At 71.1% G+C, this 16,104-nt stretch carries 18 protein-coding genes; 7 read left to right on the forward strand and 11 right to left on the reverse strand.

The features are described from left to right. The first annotated feature begins 55 nt into the window (after positions 1–55). On the forward strand, positions 56–1,564 hold the full coding sequence (locus tag ACIA8X_RS01580; protein WP_399457540.1) for an APC family permease: 1,509 nt from the start codon (positions 56–58) through the stop codon (positions 1,562–1,564). A 36-nt stretch (positions 1,565–1,600) separates the two neighbouring features. On the opposite strand, the gene ACIA8X_RS01585 is transcribed toward ACIA8X_RS01580, so the two are convergent. After that, positions 1,601–2,098 (reverse strand): GbsR/MarR family transcriptional regulator, encoded by a 498-nt coding sequence (locus tag ACIA8X_RS01585; RefSeq protein ID WP_393449758.1) that lies wholly within the window; start codon positions 2,096–2,098, stop codon positions 1,601–1,603. A 105-nt stretch (positions 2,099–2,203) separates the two neighbouring features. Between ACIA8X_RS01585 and ACIA8X_RS01590 the strand changes: the two genes are divergently transcribed. After that, entirely contained in the window at positions 2,204–3,112 is a 909-nt protein-coding gene (locus tag ACIA8X_RS01590; protein WP_399457541.1) for an ATP-binding cassette domain-containing protein, read from the forward strand. Beyond that, positions 3,109–4,713 (forward strand): ABC transporter permease, encoded by a 1,605-nt coding sequence (locus ACIA8X_RS01595; RefSeq protein WP_399457542.1) that lies wholly within the window; start codon positions 3,109–3,111, stop codon positions 4,711–4,713. The genes ACIA8X_RS01590 and ACIA8X_RS01595 overlap by 4 nt, the downstream gene beginning before the upstream one ends. Before the next feature lie 292 nt (positions 4,714–5,005). Here ACIA8X_RS01595 and ACIA8X_RS01600 read toward each other — a convergent pair whose 3' ends face one another. Beyond that, positions 5,006–6,211 carry a cytochrome P450 gene (locus ACIA8X_RS01600; RefSeq protein WP_393449766.1) on the reverse strand — a complete coding sequence of 402 codons (1,206 nt, stop codon included), beginning with the start codon at positions 6,209–6,211 and terminating at the stop codon, positions 5,006–5,008. 157 nt (positions 6,212–6,368) lie between these two features. Here ACIA8X_RS01600 and ACIA8X_RS01605 point away from each other — a divergent pair, with 157 nt between their 5' ends. Continuing rightward, positions 6,369–6,653, forward strand: coding sequence for a hypothetical protein (locus tag ACIA8X_RS01605; RefSeq protein WP_393449769.1), 285 nt, complete (start codon positions 6,369–6,371; stop codon positions 6,651–6,653). Here ACIA8X_RS01605 and ACIA8X_RS01610 read toward each other — a convergent pair. From ACIA8X_RS01610 to ACIA8X_RS01620, 3 genes are read right to left on the reverse strand one after another with little or no spacing between them, the layout of a single operon-like run. Continuing rightward, the gene (locus tag ACIA8X_RS01610) at positions 6,650–7,084 is read right to left on the reverse strand and encodes a VOC family protein (RefSeq protein ID WP_393449772.1); all 435 of its coding nucleotides are present in this window, start codon (positions 7,082–7,084) and stop codon (positions 6,650–6,652) included. The two genes, ACIA8X_RS01605 and ACIA8X_RS01610, sit on opposite strands and share 4 nt — an antisense overlap. Further along, positions 7,063–7,260: a DUF397 domain-containing protein gene (locus tag ACIA8X_RS01615; protein ID WP_393449775.1), complete on the reverse strand. Its 198-nt coding sequence runs from the start codon at positions 7,258–7,260 to the stop codon at positions 7,063–7,065. Before ACIA8X_RS01615 ends, ACIA8X_RS01610 begins: the two co-directional genes overlap by 22 nt. Then, a complete protein-coding gene (locus ACIA8X_RS01620; protein WP_393449778.1) occupies positions 7,260–8,111 on the reverse strand; it encodes a helix-turn-helix domain-containing protein in 852 nt (283 codons plus the stop codon). The genes ACIA8X_RS01615 and ACIA8X_RS01620 overlap by 1 nt, the downstream gene beginning before the upstream one ends. Before the next feature lie 222 nt (positions 8,112–8,333). Here ACIA8X_RS01620 and ACIA8X_RS01625 point away from each other — a divergent pair, with 222 nt between their 5' ends. The 3 genes from ACIA8X_RS01625 to ACIA8X_RS01635 all read left to right on the forward strand — a co-directional run bounded on the left by ACIA8X_RS01625 (position 8,334) and on the right by ACIA8X_RS01635 (position 9,453). Next, positions 8,334–8,759 carry an ATP-binding protein gene (locus ACIA8X_RS01625; RefSeq protein ID WP_393449781.1) on the forward strand — a complete coding sequence of 142 codons (426 nt, stop codon included), beginning with the start codon at positions 8,334–8,336 and terminating at the stop codon, positions 8,757–8,759. Positions 8,760–8,896: 137 nt separating this feature from the next. Beyond that, a complete protein-coding gene (locus tag ACIA8X_RS01630; protein ID WP_393449784.1) occupies positions 8,897–9,142 on the forward strand; it encodes a hypothetical protein in 246 nt (81 codons plus the stop codon). Continuing rightward, positions 9,139–9,453: a hypothetical protein gene (locus ACIA8X_RS01635; protein ID WP_393449787.1), complete on the forward strand. Its 315-nt coding sequence runs from the start codon at positions 9,139–9,141 to the stop codon at positions 9,451–9,453. The genes ACIA8X_RS01630 and ACIA8X_RS01635 overlap by 4 nt, the downstream gene beginning before the upstream one ends. Before the next feature lie 25 nt (positions 9,454–9,478). Here ACIA8X_RS01635 and ACIA8X_RS01640 read toward each other — a convergent pair whose 3' ends face one another. The 6 genes from ACIA8X_RS01640 to ACIA8X_RS01665 form a co-directional block, all read right to left on the reverse strand. Next, positions 9,479–10,144: a response regulator gene (locus ACIA8X_RS01640; RefSeq protein ID WP_393449790.1), complete on the reverse strand. Its 666-nt coding sequence runs from the start codon at positions 10,142–10,144 to the stop codon at positions 9,479–9,481. Then, complete coding sequence (locus ACIA8X_RS01645) at positions 10,141–11,475, reverse strand: sensor histidine kinase (RefSeq protein WP_393449793.1); 1,335 nt, start codon at positions 11,473–11,475, stop codon at positions 10,141–10,143. Before ACIA8X_RS01645 ends, ACIA8X_RS01640 begins: the two co-directional genes overlap by 4 nt. A gap of 146 nt (positions 11,476–11,621) precedes the next feature. Continuing rightward, positions 11,622–12,296, reverse strand: coding sequence for a response regulator (locus ACIA8X_RS01650; RefSeq protein ID WP_393449796.1), 675 nt, complete (start codon positions 12,294–12,296; stop codon positions 11,622–11,624). Next, on the reverse strand, positions 12,293–13,705 hold the full coding sequence (locus ACIA8X_RS01655) for a sensor histidine kinase (protein WP_393449799.1): 1,413 nt from the start codon (positions 13,703–13,705) through the stop codon (positions 12,293–12,295). Before ACIA8X_RS01655 ends, ACIA8X_RS01650 begins: the two co-directional genes overlap by 4 nt. A 10-nt stretch (positions 13,706–13,715) precedes the next feature. After that, on the reverse strand, positions 13,716–14,957 hold the full coding sequence (locus tag ACIA8X_RS01660) for an acyltransferase (RefSeq protein WP_399457543.1): 1,242 nt from the start codon (positions 14,955–14,957) through the stop codon (positions 13,716–13,718). A gap of 4 nt (positions 14,958–14,961) precedes the next feature. Further along, the gene (locus ACIA8X_RS01665; protein ID WP_393449805.1) at positions 14,962–16,092 is read right to left on the reverse strand and encodes an alpha/beta hydrolase; all 1,131 of its coding nucleotides are present in this window, start codon (positions 16,090–16,092) and stop codon (positions 14,962–14,964) included. Positions 16,093–16,104: the final 12 nt, after the last annotated feature.

Raw genomic sequence — 16,104 nt, forward strand, 5'->3', positions numbered from 1 at the left:
TCCGATCCGGCACCAGTGCGCAGCGCGACCACGGCAACCAGGAAGGGGCCACCCGATGGCAGTACAGGAGGGCGTCGTCCCGGAGGCGAAGGCGGGCGACACAGGAACCGTGCACCGGCTCAAGCCCAATGCCGTGGGCCTGCTGGGCGTGGTCTTCATGGCCGTCGCGACCGCCGCGCCGATCACCGCGATGACGGGCAACGTGCCCTTCATGGTCTCCGCCGGAAACGGCATCGGAGCCCCGGCGAGCTACCTGGTCGCAATGGTCGTCCTGGCAATCTTTTCCGTCGGCTTCACCTCGATGGCGAAGCACATCACCTCCACCGGGGCCTTCTACGGCTTCATCTCCCACGGCCTCGGCCGCTCGATCGGCCTGGCCTCGGGCCTGTTGGCGACCTTCGCGTACGTCGTCTTCGAGCCGGCCCTGATCGGCATCTTCTCGACCTTCGCGACGGAGACCCTCAAGGACCAGACGGGACTCGACGTCCCCTGGTGGGCGTTCGCGGCCCTGATGCTCGCGATCAACGCGACCGGCACCTGGTTCGGCGTCTCGGTCGCCGAGAAGCTGCTCGTCGTGCTGCTGGCGACCGAGGTGACGATCCTGGCCGCGATGGCGATCTCGGTCGCCCTCCACGGCGGCGGCCCGGACGGCTTCAGCATCGACCCGGTCAACCCGGTCAACGCCTTCACCGGCACGTCCGCCGGCCTCGGTCTGTTCTTCGCGTTCTGGTCGTGGGTCGGCTTCGAGTCGACGGCGATGTACGGCGAGGAGTCCCGCAACCCGAAGAAGATCATCCCCAAGGCGACGATGATCTCCGTCCTGGGCGTCGGCGTCTTCTACGTCTTCGTCTCCTGGATGGCCATCACGGGCACCGGCGAGTCGAATGCCGTGAAGGTCGCCACCGCCGACCCGCTGGCCCTCTTCTTCAACCCCACCGAGCAGTACGTCGGCCACTGGGCGGTCGTCGTCATGCAGTGGCTGATGATCACCGGCTCGCTGGCCTGCGGCATGGCCTTCCACAACTGCGCCGCCCGCTACATGTACGCCCTCGGCCGCGAGGGAGTCGTGCCTTCGCTGCGGAACACCGTGGGCCGCACCCACGCCAAGCACGGCTCCCCGCACGTCGCGGGCCTGGTCCAGACGGTCGTGAGCGGCGTGCTGATCGCCGCGTTCTGGATCGCGGGCAAGGACCCGTACACCGGTACGTACGTCCTCCTCGCCATCCTCGGCACCATGGCGATCCTCGTCGTGCAGGCGGTGTGCTCCTTCGCGGTGCTGTGGTACTTCCGCTCCCACCACCCCGAGAGCCGTCACTGGTTCAGGACGATGACCGCCCCGCTGGTGGGTGGCGTGGCCATGCTCGCGGTGGTCGTGCTGCTGGTGTCCAACATGGGGGTCGCGGCCGGCCCGGAATCCGGCTCACTGGTACTGAAGGCGACGCCGTGGATCGTCGCCCTGATCGCGCTGGGCGGCATCGGGTACGCGCAGTACCTCAAGCGCCGGTCGCCGGAGCGGTACGCGTTGCTGGGGCGGACCGTGCTGGAGGAGACGAGGGAGCGGTAACGCGGGGGAGGCGCGGGATCGGGGCCGGGGCCGGGGTCAGCCCTGGCCGAAGGTCTTGTCGCGGTGCTCCCGCCAGCGTTCCATCAGCTTGCCGAGTTCGCCCTCCAGGTACTCGAAAAAGGCCAGCGTCTCGGCGATGCGCAGGCCGCCGGGGGACTCGGCGCCGAGGTTGTCGACGCCCTCGCGCAGGGTCTGTTCCCAGCGCTTGAGGACGGCGTCCCGGTTGGTCAGCGCCTCGTACCACTGGTCGCTGTGCACCCGGTAGCGCTCACGCCGTGAGCCCGGCTCCCGCTCGCGGGACACCATGTGCACCTGGGCGAGGTAGCGCACCGCGCCGGAGATGGCGGCCGGGCTGACCTGGAGCTGTGCGCCGAGTTCGGCGGAGGTCATGGCGCCGGAGTCGGAGGCGAGCAGCGCGGCGAACACGCGCGCGGCCATGCGCTGCATCCCGGCCTCGACGAGCTGGGCCGCGAAGGCCTCCACGAACTTCGACAACGCCTCGGGGTCGCGCCCCGCCGCACTCGGTTCCGTCATCCGTAGATCATCTCCCCTGCGCCTTTCCCGTGCCGCCGAGTCTATCCGCGATTTATACGCTTCCTTAACTTCACAAATTCCTGAAAGAAGCGTACGTTCTGAAGCATGACGAAGGCCATCACCGTCGCCGGACTGCACAAGTCGTTCGGCGAGACACACGCGCTCGACGGGCTCGACCTGGACGTCGAGGCCGGCGAGGTCCACGGCTTCCTCGGCCCCAACGGCGCCGGCAAGTCCACCACCATCCGCGTCCTGCTCGGTCTGCTGCGTGCCGACTCGGGCGGCGCGCAGGTGCTCGGCCGCGACCCCTGGACGGACGCGGTGGAGGTGCACCGCCGGATCGCCTACGTGCCCGGTGACGTGACGCTGTGGCGGAACCTGTCCGGCGGTGAGGTCATCGACCTCTACGGCCGTCTCCGCGGGGGTCTGGACACCCGCCGCCGGGCCGAGCTGATCGAACGGTTCGAGCTGGACCCGACGAAGAAGGGCCGCACCTACTCCAAGGGCAACCGGCAGAAGGTCGCCCTGGTCGCGGCGTTCGCCTCGGACGTGGACCTGCTCATCCTCGACGAGCCGACCTCGGGCCTCGACCCGCTGATGGAAGAGGTCTTCCAGCACTGCGTGGAGGAGGCGCGGGACAGGGGCCGTACGGTCCTGCTCTCCTCGCACATCCTCAGCGAGGTCGAGGAGCTCTGCGACCGGGTCAGCATCATCCGCAAGGGCCGTACGGTCGAGAGCGGTTCGCTCGCCGACCTGCGCCACCTGACCCGGACGAGCGTCACGGCCGAGCTGGCGGGGGCGCCCAACGGGCTGTCCCATCTCCCGGGCGTCCACGACCTGGACGTACAGGGGCGTCGCGTCCGCCTCCAGGTCGACACCGACAAACTGGACGCCGTACTGCGCTCGCTGAGCGAGTCCGGCGTGCGCTCCCTGACGTCGACACCGCCGACGCTGGAGGAGCTGTTCCTGCGGCACTACCAGGACGACGTGCGGGAAGGGGTGGCCGCACGATGACCGCCACCGCCTTCGACGTACGACCGGGAGGCTCGCGCCAACTGGCGGGCACCGGAACGCTGTTGCGCTTCGCGCTGCGCCGCGACCGGTTGATGATCCCGGTCTGGGTGGGCGTGAACGCGCTCATGATCCTCTCCATGCCGAACACGCTGGAGAACCTGTACGACTCCCCGGCCGACCGCGCCAAGCTGCTGCAGGACACGGCGGGCAACGCCTCCTTCCGCGCGCTGATCGGCCCCGTCTTCGACGACTCGATCGGCGCCCTGACGGCCTGGCGGGTCGGCGTGTACGCGGGCGCCCTCGCGGCCGTGGTCAGCCTGCTCCTCGTCGTACGGCACACCCGGGACGAGGAGGAGAGCGGCCGTCAGGAGCTGGTGGCGTCCGGGATGGTGGGGCGCCGGGCCTCGCTGACGGCCGCGCTGCTGACGGCGGCGGTCGCGAACGCCGTGCTGGCCCTGCTGGTGACGGCCGGACTGGCCGGACAGGGCGCCTCCGGTGCGCTGGCCTTCGGGCTGGGCCTCGCCGGGGTCGGCATGGTGTTCGCCACGCTGGCGGCGATCGTCGCCCAGTTCACGGAGAGCGCCCGGCTGGCGCGGGGGCTGACGGCGGGGTTGGTGGGCGCCGCGTTCGTGCTGCGGGCGGCGGGCGACTCGGCGTCGGACGACGGTTCGTCGGCGCTGACGTGGGCGTCGCCGCTGGGCTGGCTGGAGAACCTGCGGGCCTTCGCGGACGAACGGTGGTGGGTGCTGCTGCTGTTCGCGGGGGCGGCTCTGGTGCAGGGCGCGGTGGCGTACGAGCTCGCCGGGCGCCGGGACGTGGGGATGAGCTTCCTGCCCGCCCGGCCGGGGCCCGCCTTCGGCCGTCTCGGCACGGCGGGGGCGCTGGCCTGGCGGCTGCAGCGGGGCAGCGTGCTCGGCTGGAGCATCGGTTTCTTCCTCGCCGGGGTCATCTACGGCGGGCTCACCGACGGGGTGGCCGATCTGGTCGGCGACAACGACAACGCGCGGGAGATCTTCGAGCGCATGGGCGGCCAGGCGGGGCTGACGGACGCGTTCCTCGCGTCGATGGTCGGCATGCTCGGGCTGATCGCGGCCCTGTATGTCGTGTCGTCGGTGCTGCGGCTGCATGGCGAGGAGACCTCGATGCGGGCCGAGCCGATCCTGGCGGGCGCGGTGAGCCGTGTGCGCTGGGCGGCCGGGCACCTCGTGATCGCCTTCGCCGGCTCGGCGCTGATCATGCTCCTCGCCGGCCTGGGCTTCGCCGTCGGCTACGGCAAGCAGGTCGGACCGGTCCTGGGCGCCTGCCTGGTCCAGCTTCCGGCGGTGTGGGTCGTCGGTGGGCTGGCGGTGCTGCTGTACGGGGTGCTGCCGCGGGCCGCGATGGCGGCGTGGGGTGTGGCCGGGGCGGTGCTGCTGATCGGCTGGGTGGGTCCTGCGCTCGATGTCCCGCAGGCGGTGCTTGATCTGTCGCCGTTCGGTCATCTGCCGAAGTTGCCGGGTGGGGGGATGGAGTGGGGGGCGGTGCTGGTCTTGCTGGGGCTGGCGGTTGTGCTGGTGGTTGGGGGGCTGGTGGGGGTGCGGCGGCGGGATCTGACGACGTGAGGGGTGGTGGTGGGGGTGCGGGTGGGGTTCTTCTCGCCCCCGCCGCCCCTACCCGTCCCGTCCCTGGGGGCCTGCGGCCCCCAGACCCCCGCTTCGGCCCTTAAGGGGCCTTGTCCTCAAACGCCGGACGGGTTGGAATGCCCTGACCGGCGCCGAGAATTTCAGCCCCTCCGGCGTTTGAGGAGCGGGGGTCCAGGGGGCAGAGCCCCCTGGCGGGGTCGAAGGGGCGGAGCCCCTGGAGGACGGGACGGGTAGGGGCGGCGGGGGCGAGATCGGGACGGGCTGAACTTGCCTACGCCGGCTCGACCAGCAGGCCCTCCAACCCCCGGATCACGAAGTTCGGCTTCCGCTGCGGCTCCGCCGTCAGGCGTAGTGTCGGGGCCTGCTCCAGCAAGGCCGTCATCGATGCCGCCAACTCGATGCGGGCGAGCGGCGCGCCGATGCAGTAGTGGATACCGGCGCTGAAGGAGATGTGCGGGTTCTCCTTGCGGGTGAGGTTCAGCCGGGACGGGGACTCGAAGACCTCCGGGTCATGGTTCGCGGAGCCGAAGAGCATGGCGATCTCCGCGCCGCGCGGGATCGTCGTGCCGTCGATCTCGATCTCGTCCAGGACCCAGCGTTCGAAGAGCTGGAGCGGGGTGTCGTAGCGCATCAGCTCCTCGATCGCGGAGGGGATCAGGGAGTGGTCGGCGCGTAGGGCGGCCAGCTGGTCGGGGTTGCGGAACAGGGCGTACCAGCCGTTGACGGTGGCGTTGACCGTGGCCTCGTGCCCCGCGTTCAGCAGCAGCACGCACGTCGAGATCATCTCCTGCTCGGTGAGCCGGTCGCCCTCGTCGTGGGCGGCGATGAGCCCGGAGATGAGGTCGTCACCCGGCTCCTTGCGCCGCTCGGCGATCAGCTCGCGCAGGTAGTCGGAGAACTCGACGGACGCCCGCACCGCCTTGGCGGCGACATCCTCCGCCGGGTTGAGCTCGTACATCCCGCAGATGTCGGCCGACCAGGGCCTCAGAGGCGCACGGTCGGCCTCCGGAATGCCGAGCATCTCGGCGATGACGGCCACGGGGAGTGGCTCGGCGACATCGGTGAGCAGGTCGCCGCCGCCCTCCTTCACGAGTTCGCCGACCAACTGCCCGGCGAGCTCGGCGACATACGGCTTGAGCTGCTCGACCGTGCGCGGCGTGAACGCCTTCGACACCAGACGCCGGATCCGGGTGTGGTCCGGCGGTTCGAGGTCGAGCATCCCGTGGTCGTTGAGCGTGTGGAACGGCTCGTGCTCGGCGGGGGGCGCCGTCCGCCCGAAGTCCTCGTGCGAGAAACGGTGCTGGTACGTCCGCCCGAGCCGCCGCTCCCGCAGCAGTGCCGCTACGTCGGCGTGGTGCGGGACGAGCCACTGGTCCGTGGGCTCGTAGTAGTGCACGCGGCCCTTGGCGCGCAGCTCGGCATAGGCGGGGTAGGGGTCGGCGAGGAACGCCGGGTCCCACGGGTCGAAGGCTGCCATGAGCGGACGCTAGCCCGGGGACGGGCGGTCTGACCAGGGGGGTCTCATCCGGTCTCATACGGACGGGGCGCTTGCGGGCTCGGCGGGATGCCTGCCTGCTCCGGATCGTGGAGCCCGGGGTTCGGACCCTCACCGGACCGGCAGACGTGCAGCGGGTGTGGCTGGAACTGGCGGGCGGCACCGCCGACACCGCCCCACGCGGGAAACCGTCCGCCGCAAGGTCGAGCAGATCCGCAAGGCCCAGGAGGCCGGCCACCTGGACTCCGCCTGGGAGCCCATCGACATCCCCGTCTTCCTCAACCAGATCGCCATGGCCTGGCCCGGCCAGCTCGACCTCGTGGAGGCAGCCGCCGGCCAGGTCCGCGACCCGTCCCTGGCTGCCCGCCGCGCGGCGGTCGTCGCGGCGGTCCAACGCCTCTTTCCGGCCGCGGAACGGGTCTAGGCCTGGCCGAAGTCGGGGAGGGTGACCGTGCCGTCCTCGCCCAGCGGGAAGCCGGGGTTGTGAGCGACCTCCCAGGCGTGGCCGTCCGGGTCGGTGAAGGCGCTGGAGTAGAACCCGATCTCGTTCATGGCGGCGGGCTTGGTCACGGTGCCGCCGGCTCGCTCCGCGGCGGCGAGCAGTTCGTCGACCTCGGCCTCGGACCGCACGTTGTGCGCGAGCGCGATCCCGCCGAACCCGTCTGCCTTGCCCGGCTCCAGCCCACAGTCCTCGGCGAGCTTGTCCCGGCCCCACAGCGCGAGCCCGAGTCCACCGGCCTGGAAGAAGACGGTCTCCTGGACTTCCTGCCCCTGCCAGCCGAGGGCTTCGTAGAAGGCCTTGGAGCGGGCGAGGTCCAAGACGCCGAGGGTGATCAGAGTGACTCGCTGTTCCATGAGGGGTGGCCCTTCAGGTGGGTGATGAGGGCGGTGAAGGCCGAGGTGGGGAAGGAGAGGGTGGCGCGGGTGGGGGTCTTGGAGTCGCGGATGACTATGTGGGTGGGGAGTTCCGCGATCTCGACGCAGGTGTCGCCTTCGCCGCCGTCGGAGTACGTGGACTTACGCCAGTTCACTACAGCTCCCTCGCCAAACGGTGGATGAAATCGCGGGACGCCACAGGGTCCAGCGACGCACTCTCCACCCTACGGAGCAACGCCCGTAGTCGATTCAGCTGGGATTCGCCATCAATAAACGCAACCCCGGCGGGTGAGTCCCGCAGCCCGGTGTCCAGCCGAGACACAGGACCTCCCGCGTACATCATCGAAGCCCCGGAACCCGCGAAACCGTCCTGGTCGGTGGGGATGACGCGCACAGTGGCGGCGCCCTGCTCGATCAGGTCCAGAATCTGCCGGAGTTGGGCACGCGAGCACTCACGGTCGGAGACCCGGAGCCGCAGAGCCACCTCGTGGATGATCGCCTCGTACGGGGTGGGGTTGTCGCCCTCGATGACGGTACGGCGCCTCATCCGGTACTCCACCTTGAGGTTCACCGCGTCCTCGGACAGCCCGGGGTTCATGTAGGCGAAGACCGCACGGGCGTAGTCCGGCGTCTGAAGGAGTCCGGGGATACGGGTGATGACGACGTCTCGCAGACACCTCGCATGGTGCTCCGTCTCGGCGACGTCCAGGTTCACCTGGGGCAGGACCTCCCGGTACTCCTCCCACCAGCCACGCGTGCGGTCAGTCGCCATCGCCACGAGGGCATCGAGGAACGCCTCGTCCATGCACACGTAGTGTGCAGCCAGACGACGGACGCGCTCCGCACTGATGGCCGCGATGCCCAGCTCTACGTGACTCATCTGGCTCGACGTCGAGTTCAGGAACGCTGCCGCATCCCGGGCCTTCAAACCGGCAGCCTCGCGCAGCCTGCGCAGTTCGGTTCCCAAACGCACCTGTCGCGCAGTGGGATTACTCCTCGGCGGCATGCACCCTCCAGATCTCAACACCCCTGTCAGGGCGCCACGTTCGGGTGCCAGATTACGCCAACGGGTTGCACCGGCATGAATTAGTGCCATACCTTCAGTGACGCGACGCACACGCTGCGGAACCACCGGAACCTCGGAAGCGCACCGCTCCGCCCTGCCACGACGGCTGCGGCACTGCCACCGAACTCCCGGTCAACTCCCCCACACCCCAAGGAGCCAGCCGTGCCCGAGAACGAACCCACTGCACCAGACGAACCCTGGGAGTACTCCATCTACATCCCCAACGACCCCCGAGCCGTCACCGTCTGTCGCCGCACCCTCCGCCTGATCCTCACCATGCACGGCCTGATCACCCTCGCCGACACCGCGGAGCTCCTCGCCGCTGAGCTGATCTCCAACGCCGTACTGCACACCAAGGGCCCCGCCGCCCTACGGGTACGTTGCTCGGCCGGCGTCCTCCGCATCGGCGCCTGGGACGCGGACCCCGAACCACCCGAGCCACCAGTAGCGTCGGACCACTTGACCGACGCTGAGGGCGGCCGCGGTCTCGCCCTGATCCGCGCCTGCGCCGACCTGTGGGGGTGGCAGCCACAGTCCAGAAACGGCAACCGCGGCAAGTACGTCTGGTGCGAACTGGCCGCGGCATGAGTAGCCCACGACGAACGCGACCCGGAAGCCGCAGCGGGCGGCGGAATCATCCGGGTACGGTGAAAGCGACACCGCGGAAGGGAGCCGACCCCATGACCACGCAACCGGCAGAGTCCGGCCAGCCCCTCATCCCCCCGATGCGTACCATCGGGGAGCTTCGCGCCGCCCTCACCATGGGTTACGGCTTCCCCGGTGACGCCGACGACTTCGAGGCCGAGCTGGCCCGCGAGATCAACCATGCCGATCCCGCGGATCTCTCTGGGGTCGTCCGCCTCGTGGAGGAGTTCCGCGGCCGGGTCGCCGCACGTCAGGATCCCGACTTCGACGCAGCCGTGGCGGCGGCCGTCGCCGGAATCCGCAGGACTCGGGCAACCGATCAGTGAGCGAAGACCAGCAGCCGACCATCGCCGAGATCACCCATGAGGCCCACGCCCGCTGCCTCACCATCGGCGGCGGAGCACTTGAGGCCGTCGAGGCACTGCGAGCCGAACTGGAGAAGAGCCCGACGCTCGGTCGGCGAGCCCAGAGCGCCGTCGGGGGCATGAAGATCTATACGACGCGCCTCGAAGGCACGGCCGTCCGACCCACGCTGACCGTCACCTACGTCTACGACGCCCCTCCTCCCGAGCCCGGCCTGATCCGTATCGCGCTTGTGTCACCCGTACGTATCGCAGGCGGCGGCTCCGAGTTCTGACTCGGCGGGCACAGCCGTCCCTTCGTCAGCCCGGCGTGACCAACCGCGCCTCGTAGGCGAACACCGCTGCCTGGGTTCGGTCCCGCAGACCCAGCTTCACCAGGATGCGGCTGACGTGGGTCTTGATCGTCGACTCGGCGACCACCAGGCGCTCGGCTATCTCCGAGTTCGACAGGCCCTGGGCGATCAGGACCAGCACCTCCGTCTCGCGCTCGGTCAGTTCCCCGTACGCCGCGTGCGCCGAGGACATCAGGCGCGGGGAGTCGGACAGCTTGGAGAACTCCGTGATCAGCCGCCGGGTGATGGAGGGGGCGAGCAGGGCCTCGCCGGCCGCCACGACCCGCACACCGTCGGCGAGCTGGCGTGCCGAGGCGTCCTTCAGCAGGAAGCCCGAGGCTCCCGCACGCAGCGCCTGGTACACGTACTCGTCGAGGTCGAAGGTGGTCAGCACCAGCACCTTCGCCGAACCGTCGGCCGCCACGATCTCCCGGGTCGCCTCGATGCCGTTCAGCTCCGGCATGCGGATGTCCATCAGCACGACGTCCGGGGTGAGCTCGCGGACCCGGTCCACCGCCTCGCGGCCGTTGACCGCCTCGCCGACGACCTCGATGTCCGGCATCGCGTTGAGCAGGACCGAGAAGCCCTCGCGCACCATCATCTGGTCGTCCGCGATCAGCACGCGGATGGTCATGAGTTGTCCTCTGTGGTCGTGGTGACCGGCAGGAACACCGCCACCTCGTAGCCGCCGTCCTCGGTGCGGCCCGCCGTCATCTCACCGTTCAGCATGGAGACACGCTCCCGCATACCGGTGATGCCGTGCCCGGCGCCGGGTGAGGGTTTCACCAGGGCGGGCGCGGGCGGCGGGCCGTTGAATATGCGCAGGCCGAGGCCGCCGAGCACATACCCGATCTCGACGCGGGCGCTCGCGCCGGGCGCGTGCCGCAGGCTGTTGCTCAGTGCCTCCTGCACGATCCGGTACGCCGACAGCTCCACTCCCGGCGGCAGCTCGCGCACCGCGCCGGTCACCGCCTTCTCGACGGCCAGTCCTGTGTCCCGGACGTTCGCCAGCAGCGCGTCCAGGTCGGCGAGGGTGGGTTGCGGGGCGTCCGGGGCCTCGTAGTCCTCGGCGCGGACGACGCCCAGGACGCGGCGCAGTTCGGTGAGGGCCGCCACCGCGTTCTCCCGGATGGTGGCGAAGGCGCGCTCCAGCTCCGGCGGCGGGTTCTCCACCCGGTAGGGGGCGGCCTCGGCCTGGATGGCGACGACCGACATGTGGTGGGCCACCACGTCGTGCAGCTCGCGGGCGATCGTCGTGCGCTCCTCCAGCAGGGTGCGCCGGGAGCGCTCGTGCGCGGTCTCGGTCTGCTGGGCGGTGACCTCCTGCCGGGCGTCGCGGCGTATGTGCCACAGAGCGACGACGAGCAGGACCATCGTGGAGATGACCATCATGGGGCCGGTGTTCGTGCCGTAGTAGCCGCTGCCGCCACCGGCGTCCGCCACGAGGCCGTACGCCCCCGTCACCCCCCACATCCACGCCGCCGTGCGGGGCCTGGTGCGAAGGGCCACGACCGTCAGCACGGTCAGATGGCAGGCGAGGCTGCCCGGCATCCACGGCCATTCGCCCGCGCCGCCGATCACCGCGACGACCGGGGTGGCGGCCATGGACAGCCAGAACGCTCCGACGGGCCGCGCCATGGTCAGCAGAATCGGGATCGCACAGATCGGACCGACCAGCAGGGACGGCCCGTCGGTGTCGACACTGCCGATGAACAGGGCGAGCAGGGCCACCGTGGAGATCACGGCATGGGGCGTCCAGGCCGCGTACTCGCGCAGACGGCCGGGCAGCCGGCGCGTCAGCGGGCCGTCGACCCGCATCCGCGGCAGCGGACGGTAGGCGAAGGCGTCGTGGAACAGGTCCTGCCGCAGCCCGTGCAGGGCGTCCGCGGCCAGCCGGAACTCCGGGCTGCGCGGCTTGGGCCCGTTCCCCGGTGGCGGTGTCTGCGTGTGGGTCGTCTCGGTCACGTACAGAACGGTAGGCGCAGAGCGGTGTCGCGGTCGTCCCCAGTGAGAGGGGTTCCCGCAGGTCCCTCTCAGGTACTACGGGTCTCCCGCGCAACCCTGCAGGTCGAGCCCGTTGCCGGTCGTGCCCGCCGCCGGTCGTGCCCGAGTCAGTATCCGGCAGGCCGTACCAGTCCCGACTCGTACGCGAACACCGCCGCCTGTGTCCGGTCCCGCAGGCCCAGCTTCACCAGGATGCGGCCCACGTGGGTCTTCACGGTCTGCTCGGCCACGACGAGGCGTTCCGCGATCTCCGCGTTCGACATGCCCTGGGCGATCAGGGCCAGGACCTCCGTCTCGCGTTCGGTGAGGTCGCCGACGCGGTCCTTGAGCGGTGCGCGGGGCCGCTTGTCCAGGCGGGAGAACTCGGAGATCAGCCGCCGGGTGATGCCGGGCGCGAGCAGCGCGTCGCCGGCCGCCACGACCCGTACCGCCTCGGCCAGTTGGTCCGCGGAGGCGTCCTTGAGGAGGAATCCCGAGGCGCCGGCGCGCAGGGCCTCGTACACGTACTCGTCGAGGTCGAAGGTGGTCAGCACCAGCACCTTGATGTGCGGGGTCGCCGTGGTGATGCGGCGGGTGGCCTCGATGCCGCCGAGTTCCGGCATGCGGATGTCCATCAGGACGACGTCGGGGGCGAGTTCGGCGACCTGCGCGACCGCGTCCAGGCCGTCGACCGCCTGGCCGATGACGTCGATGTCGGGCTTGGTGTTGAGCAGCACGCTGAATCCCTGCCGGACCATCTGCTGGTCGTCGGCGATGACTACTCGGATGCTGCCGCTCGTCATGTGGTGCCCTTCTTGGGGTCGTCGGCGGTGCCGACAGCGGGGTCCTGGGCTTCGCAGTCCGGGGCGTCGGAATCCGGTGCGTCTGAGGCCGGGACCGTGGATTCCGGGGTTGCCGGGAGGAACGCGATCACCTTGAAGCCGCCGTCCGGCAGGGGGTGCGCCGTCATGGAACCGTCGAGCATCGCGACTCGCTCCCGCATTCCGAGCAGTCCGTGGCCGACGCCGGGTGACGGCGGTGCCGGGTGCGTCGGCCGCGAGTTGACGACTTCCACGTCCAGCCCCAAAGGGGTGTGGTCGAGGCTGACGCGGGCGGACGCGCCCGGCGCGTGGCGCAGGGCGTTGCTCAGCGCCTCCTGCACGATCCGGTACGCCGACAGTTCCACGCCGGACGGCAGCGGTCGCCGCTCGCCGCTGACCTCGACGCTCACGTCCAGGCCCGCCGCGCGGGTGTTCTCGACGAGCGCGTCGAGCCGGTCGAGGGTGGGCTGCGGGGTGTGCGGGGCGCCGCCGGCGCCGGGCTCGTCGAGCACACCCGTGCCGTCGGGATGCTCGGAGCGCAGGACGCCGAGCACCCGGCGCAGCTCGGTCAGTGCCTCCAGCGCGTTCTGCCGTATGCCGTGGAGGTTCTCCTTCAGCTCCTCGGGCGGGTTGTCGACGAGGTGCGGGGCGACCTGGGCCTGGATCGAGATGACGGACATGTGGTGGGCGACCACGTCGTGCAGCTCGCGCGCAATGCGGCTGCGCTCCTCCAGCAGGGTGCGCCGGGCGCGCTCCTCGGCGGTGAGCGTGGTCTGCTCGACGAGTTCCGCGCGTGCCTCGCGACGGCCGCGCAGGGCGACGCCCAGCACCACGACGACCGCGAACAGGATGATCGCGAGCACCCCGGTGGGCTGGTAGTTGCCCGCGCCCCAGGGCCCCTGGAGGACGTAGGTGACGAGCACGGTCAAGGTCAGCGTCTCGACCGACACCCGGGTGCGCACCCTCAGGGCGAGCAGCAGCAGCACGGCCATCTGCCCGATGATCCCGGCCGCGGTCCAGGGCCAGGTGAAGTCCTGCGCGTCACCGGCCAGCAGGTGGCGACGCACCTCGACGGCGCCCGCCACCATGGCCGCCATCGAGAGCCACCACCCGGGTACCGGCCGCCACAACGCGAGGACCACCGCGCCGCCCTGGGCGAGCCCGATCGCGAAGGCGACCTGAGGTCCCGCCCCGCCGTTGTCCCCCAGCTGCGCCACAGCCCCCAAGGTGACACCGAAGGCGACAAGGCAGAGCACGCCGTGCGGCAGCCAGCGCAGCCAGGTGGACGGGGGCAGCGGATCCGCCCGGCCGGTCCACAGATCGTCGCGCAACACCCGCAGCCAGCGCGGCACTCGGCTCGCGAGCGGGTGCTGGGTCCCCGTTTCCGTCACGTCGTCCACCTTAGGCACGGCGGACACCTGTCGCCGCCGCCCGATCCGAGGGGCGGTGCGCCCGGACGACCCGCGAGCGGCCCCGCCTGCGTCCGCTGCGTCCGCCCTGCTCGTAGGAGCGAAAGGCGGCCCAGCAGACCGCGAGGGCCAGCGTGAGGACCGGGAGCCAGAGCAGACGGGCCGCCACCCAGCCGAGGTGGTCGGGGAGGGTGTGCAGACCGGGGAGGTGGCCGGTCGGCAGAAGCGCGGCCGTGGTGGCCATCAGGGCCGTCTGGTGCCAGAGGAAGATCGTCATCGCGGAGAGGTTGACCAGGGCCACCGCCGCCCAGGCCAGGGGGCGGCGCATCGCGCGGCGCAGCGGCTCGCGCAGAAGCAGGGCGAGACCGCACTGGGCCAGGCCGAAGGTGACCGCGGCCAGCGTCGGCGGGTTGAGGTTGGAGATCTCGGCACCCGGGACGCCGACCATCGACGCCGGGTAGCCCGCCCAGGCGACCAGCGCGGCCGTCGCGACCGCGCCGCCCGTCAGCAGGATCCAGCCCGACCGGCGGCGCTCCAGCTCGCCCCGGGTCCAGGCCGCGCCCAGGGTGTACGGCACCAGCCAGCCCGCCGCCACGTTCGCCCAGCCGAGCCAGGCAGGGGCGCCGAATCCGAAGCGCAGGAGGTCCACATGGAGAACGACGGCCAAAGGCCACAAGGGGTTGAGGCGCAGGAGGAGGGGCGTTGCCGCCGTCAGCGCCGCGAAGACCAGGAGGAACCACAGCGGGGACAGGGCCAGTTTGAGCAGCGTGTGGATGGTGGCCGTGTCCGTGCCTGAGAGCAGCAGCAGGACCGATGCCACCGTCCACAGGGTGAGGACAGCCGCCACCGGTTTGAACAGCCGGGACAGACGGGACCGCAGCCACTGTCCGTACGACGTACCGCGCTCTCGGGCCGACCGGTAGCTCCGCGTCGCCACATGGCCCCCGACCAGGAAGAACACGGCAAGGGTCTGGAAGATCCAGGAGATCGGGGCCAGCCCGGGCAGGTGTTGGAGCGGGCTCGCCGTGCGCAGGCCCACTCCGTCGCCGTCCGCCACCAGGGCCGTGACCAGCCAGTGGCCGAGGACCACACCGAGGATGGCGAGGGCTCGCAGGGCGTCGACCGCCCGGTCCCGACCGGCGGGGGTGGCGGCGTCGACGCGGGCGGCGCCCGTGCGTATGCCTTGCCATACGCCCTTCCATACGTCGTCCGATGCGGACACAGACGCAGACATCGACTCAGCCATGAGCCACCTCCGAGGTCTCGCCCAGGACGATGCGGGTCAGGTTGGCCAGGGACGTCGACCCCGGCCTGAAGTAGTCGCTGTGGCCGCCGCCGCCCGCCGCGAAGACCCGGGCGCCGAAGGACGGGGACACCGGGTCCGTGCCGAAGCCGACGGTCGTGCCGAGCAGGTCGAGCTTGATGTGCGGGACCTCCGCGACCCAGTCGTCACTGCCGCGGCCCGCCCAGACGCGGGCCGGGGTGTGCAGCGCCGCCGCGGTGTCCGCGCCGGTGCCGGGGCTGCCGACCAGCGCGATGTCGTCCACGTCCAGGTGGGAGGCCGCACGGCCGCAGACCACCGAGCCGTAGGAGTGGCAGAGGAGGGAGATGTGGGGCCGGCGGTGGGGCGAGTCGGTCGGCTTGCCGTCCGTGCGTGCGCTCGGCTCGTGCCGGCCGCTGCTCGCCGTGAGGGCGCGCAGTTGCCGTATGAACTCCCGCAGTTTCGGGGCCGCATCCTCGGCTCGGCCCGCCGTCGCCACCGTGGTGCTGACCGTGGCCGGCGTTTCGTAGCCGAGCCAGGCGACGACCGCGGTGCGGGTGCCCTGCGGGGCCTCCCGGGTGAGCCGTTCGTGCAGGGCACCGGCGGCGTCGCGGAAGCGGTCGTAGGTGTCGATGGAGGTGTCGGAGCCCGGGACCAGGACCGCGATGCGGTCGGCGTGGGCGAGGTCGCCGAAGACCTCCGTCGCCAGGCCGAGACCGCGGCCGTCGAAGGTGAGGATGTGACGCGCCGGGTCGGCCATCGCGCGGTCCGCCGCGGCCCGTTCACGGTTGCCGTGGGCCTCGGCCATGCGAGACGCCTCGGCGGCGTTGGCACGGTTGGCCGCGTACGCCTCGTCCAGCGTCGCCGACGTCACCCGGGCGGCGACGGCGGCCGGGGCCGGGGCGGGTATCTCCGGGCGGGCGGCGCCGGCCAGCGGGACGACCACGGCGCCGGTGACGAGGGTGGCGAGAAGGGCTCGGCGCCAGCCGTGGGTTCGGCGGCGGGTGGGGCGCGGCGCTCTGTCCGTGCCGTCGGACTTCTTCGGCTCGCTCGCCTCGGTTGCCTCGATTGCCTCGCTCGCCTCGGCTGCCCCCGTCGTACGCCCCATGGTCGTCTTCCC

The sequence above is a fragment of the Streptomyces sp. NPDC051738 genome, assembly GCF_044453205.1.
In the GTDB taxonomy this organism is placed as follows: Bacteria; Actinomycetota; Actinomycetes; order Streptomycetales; family Streptomycetaceae; genus Streptomyces.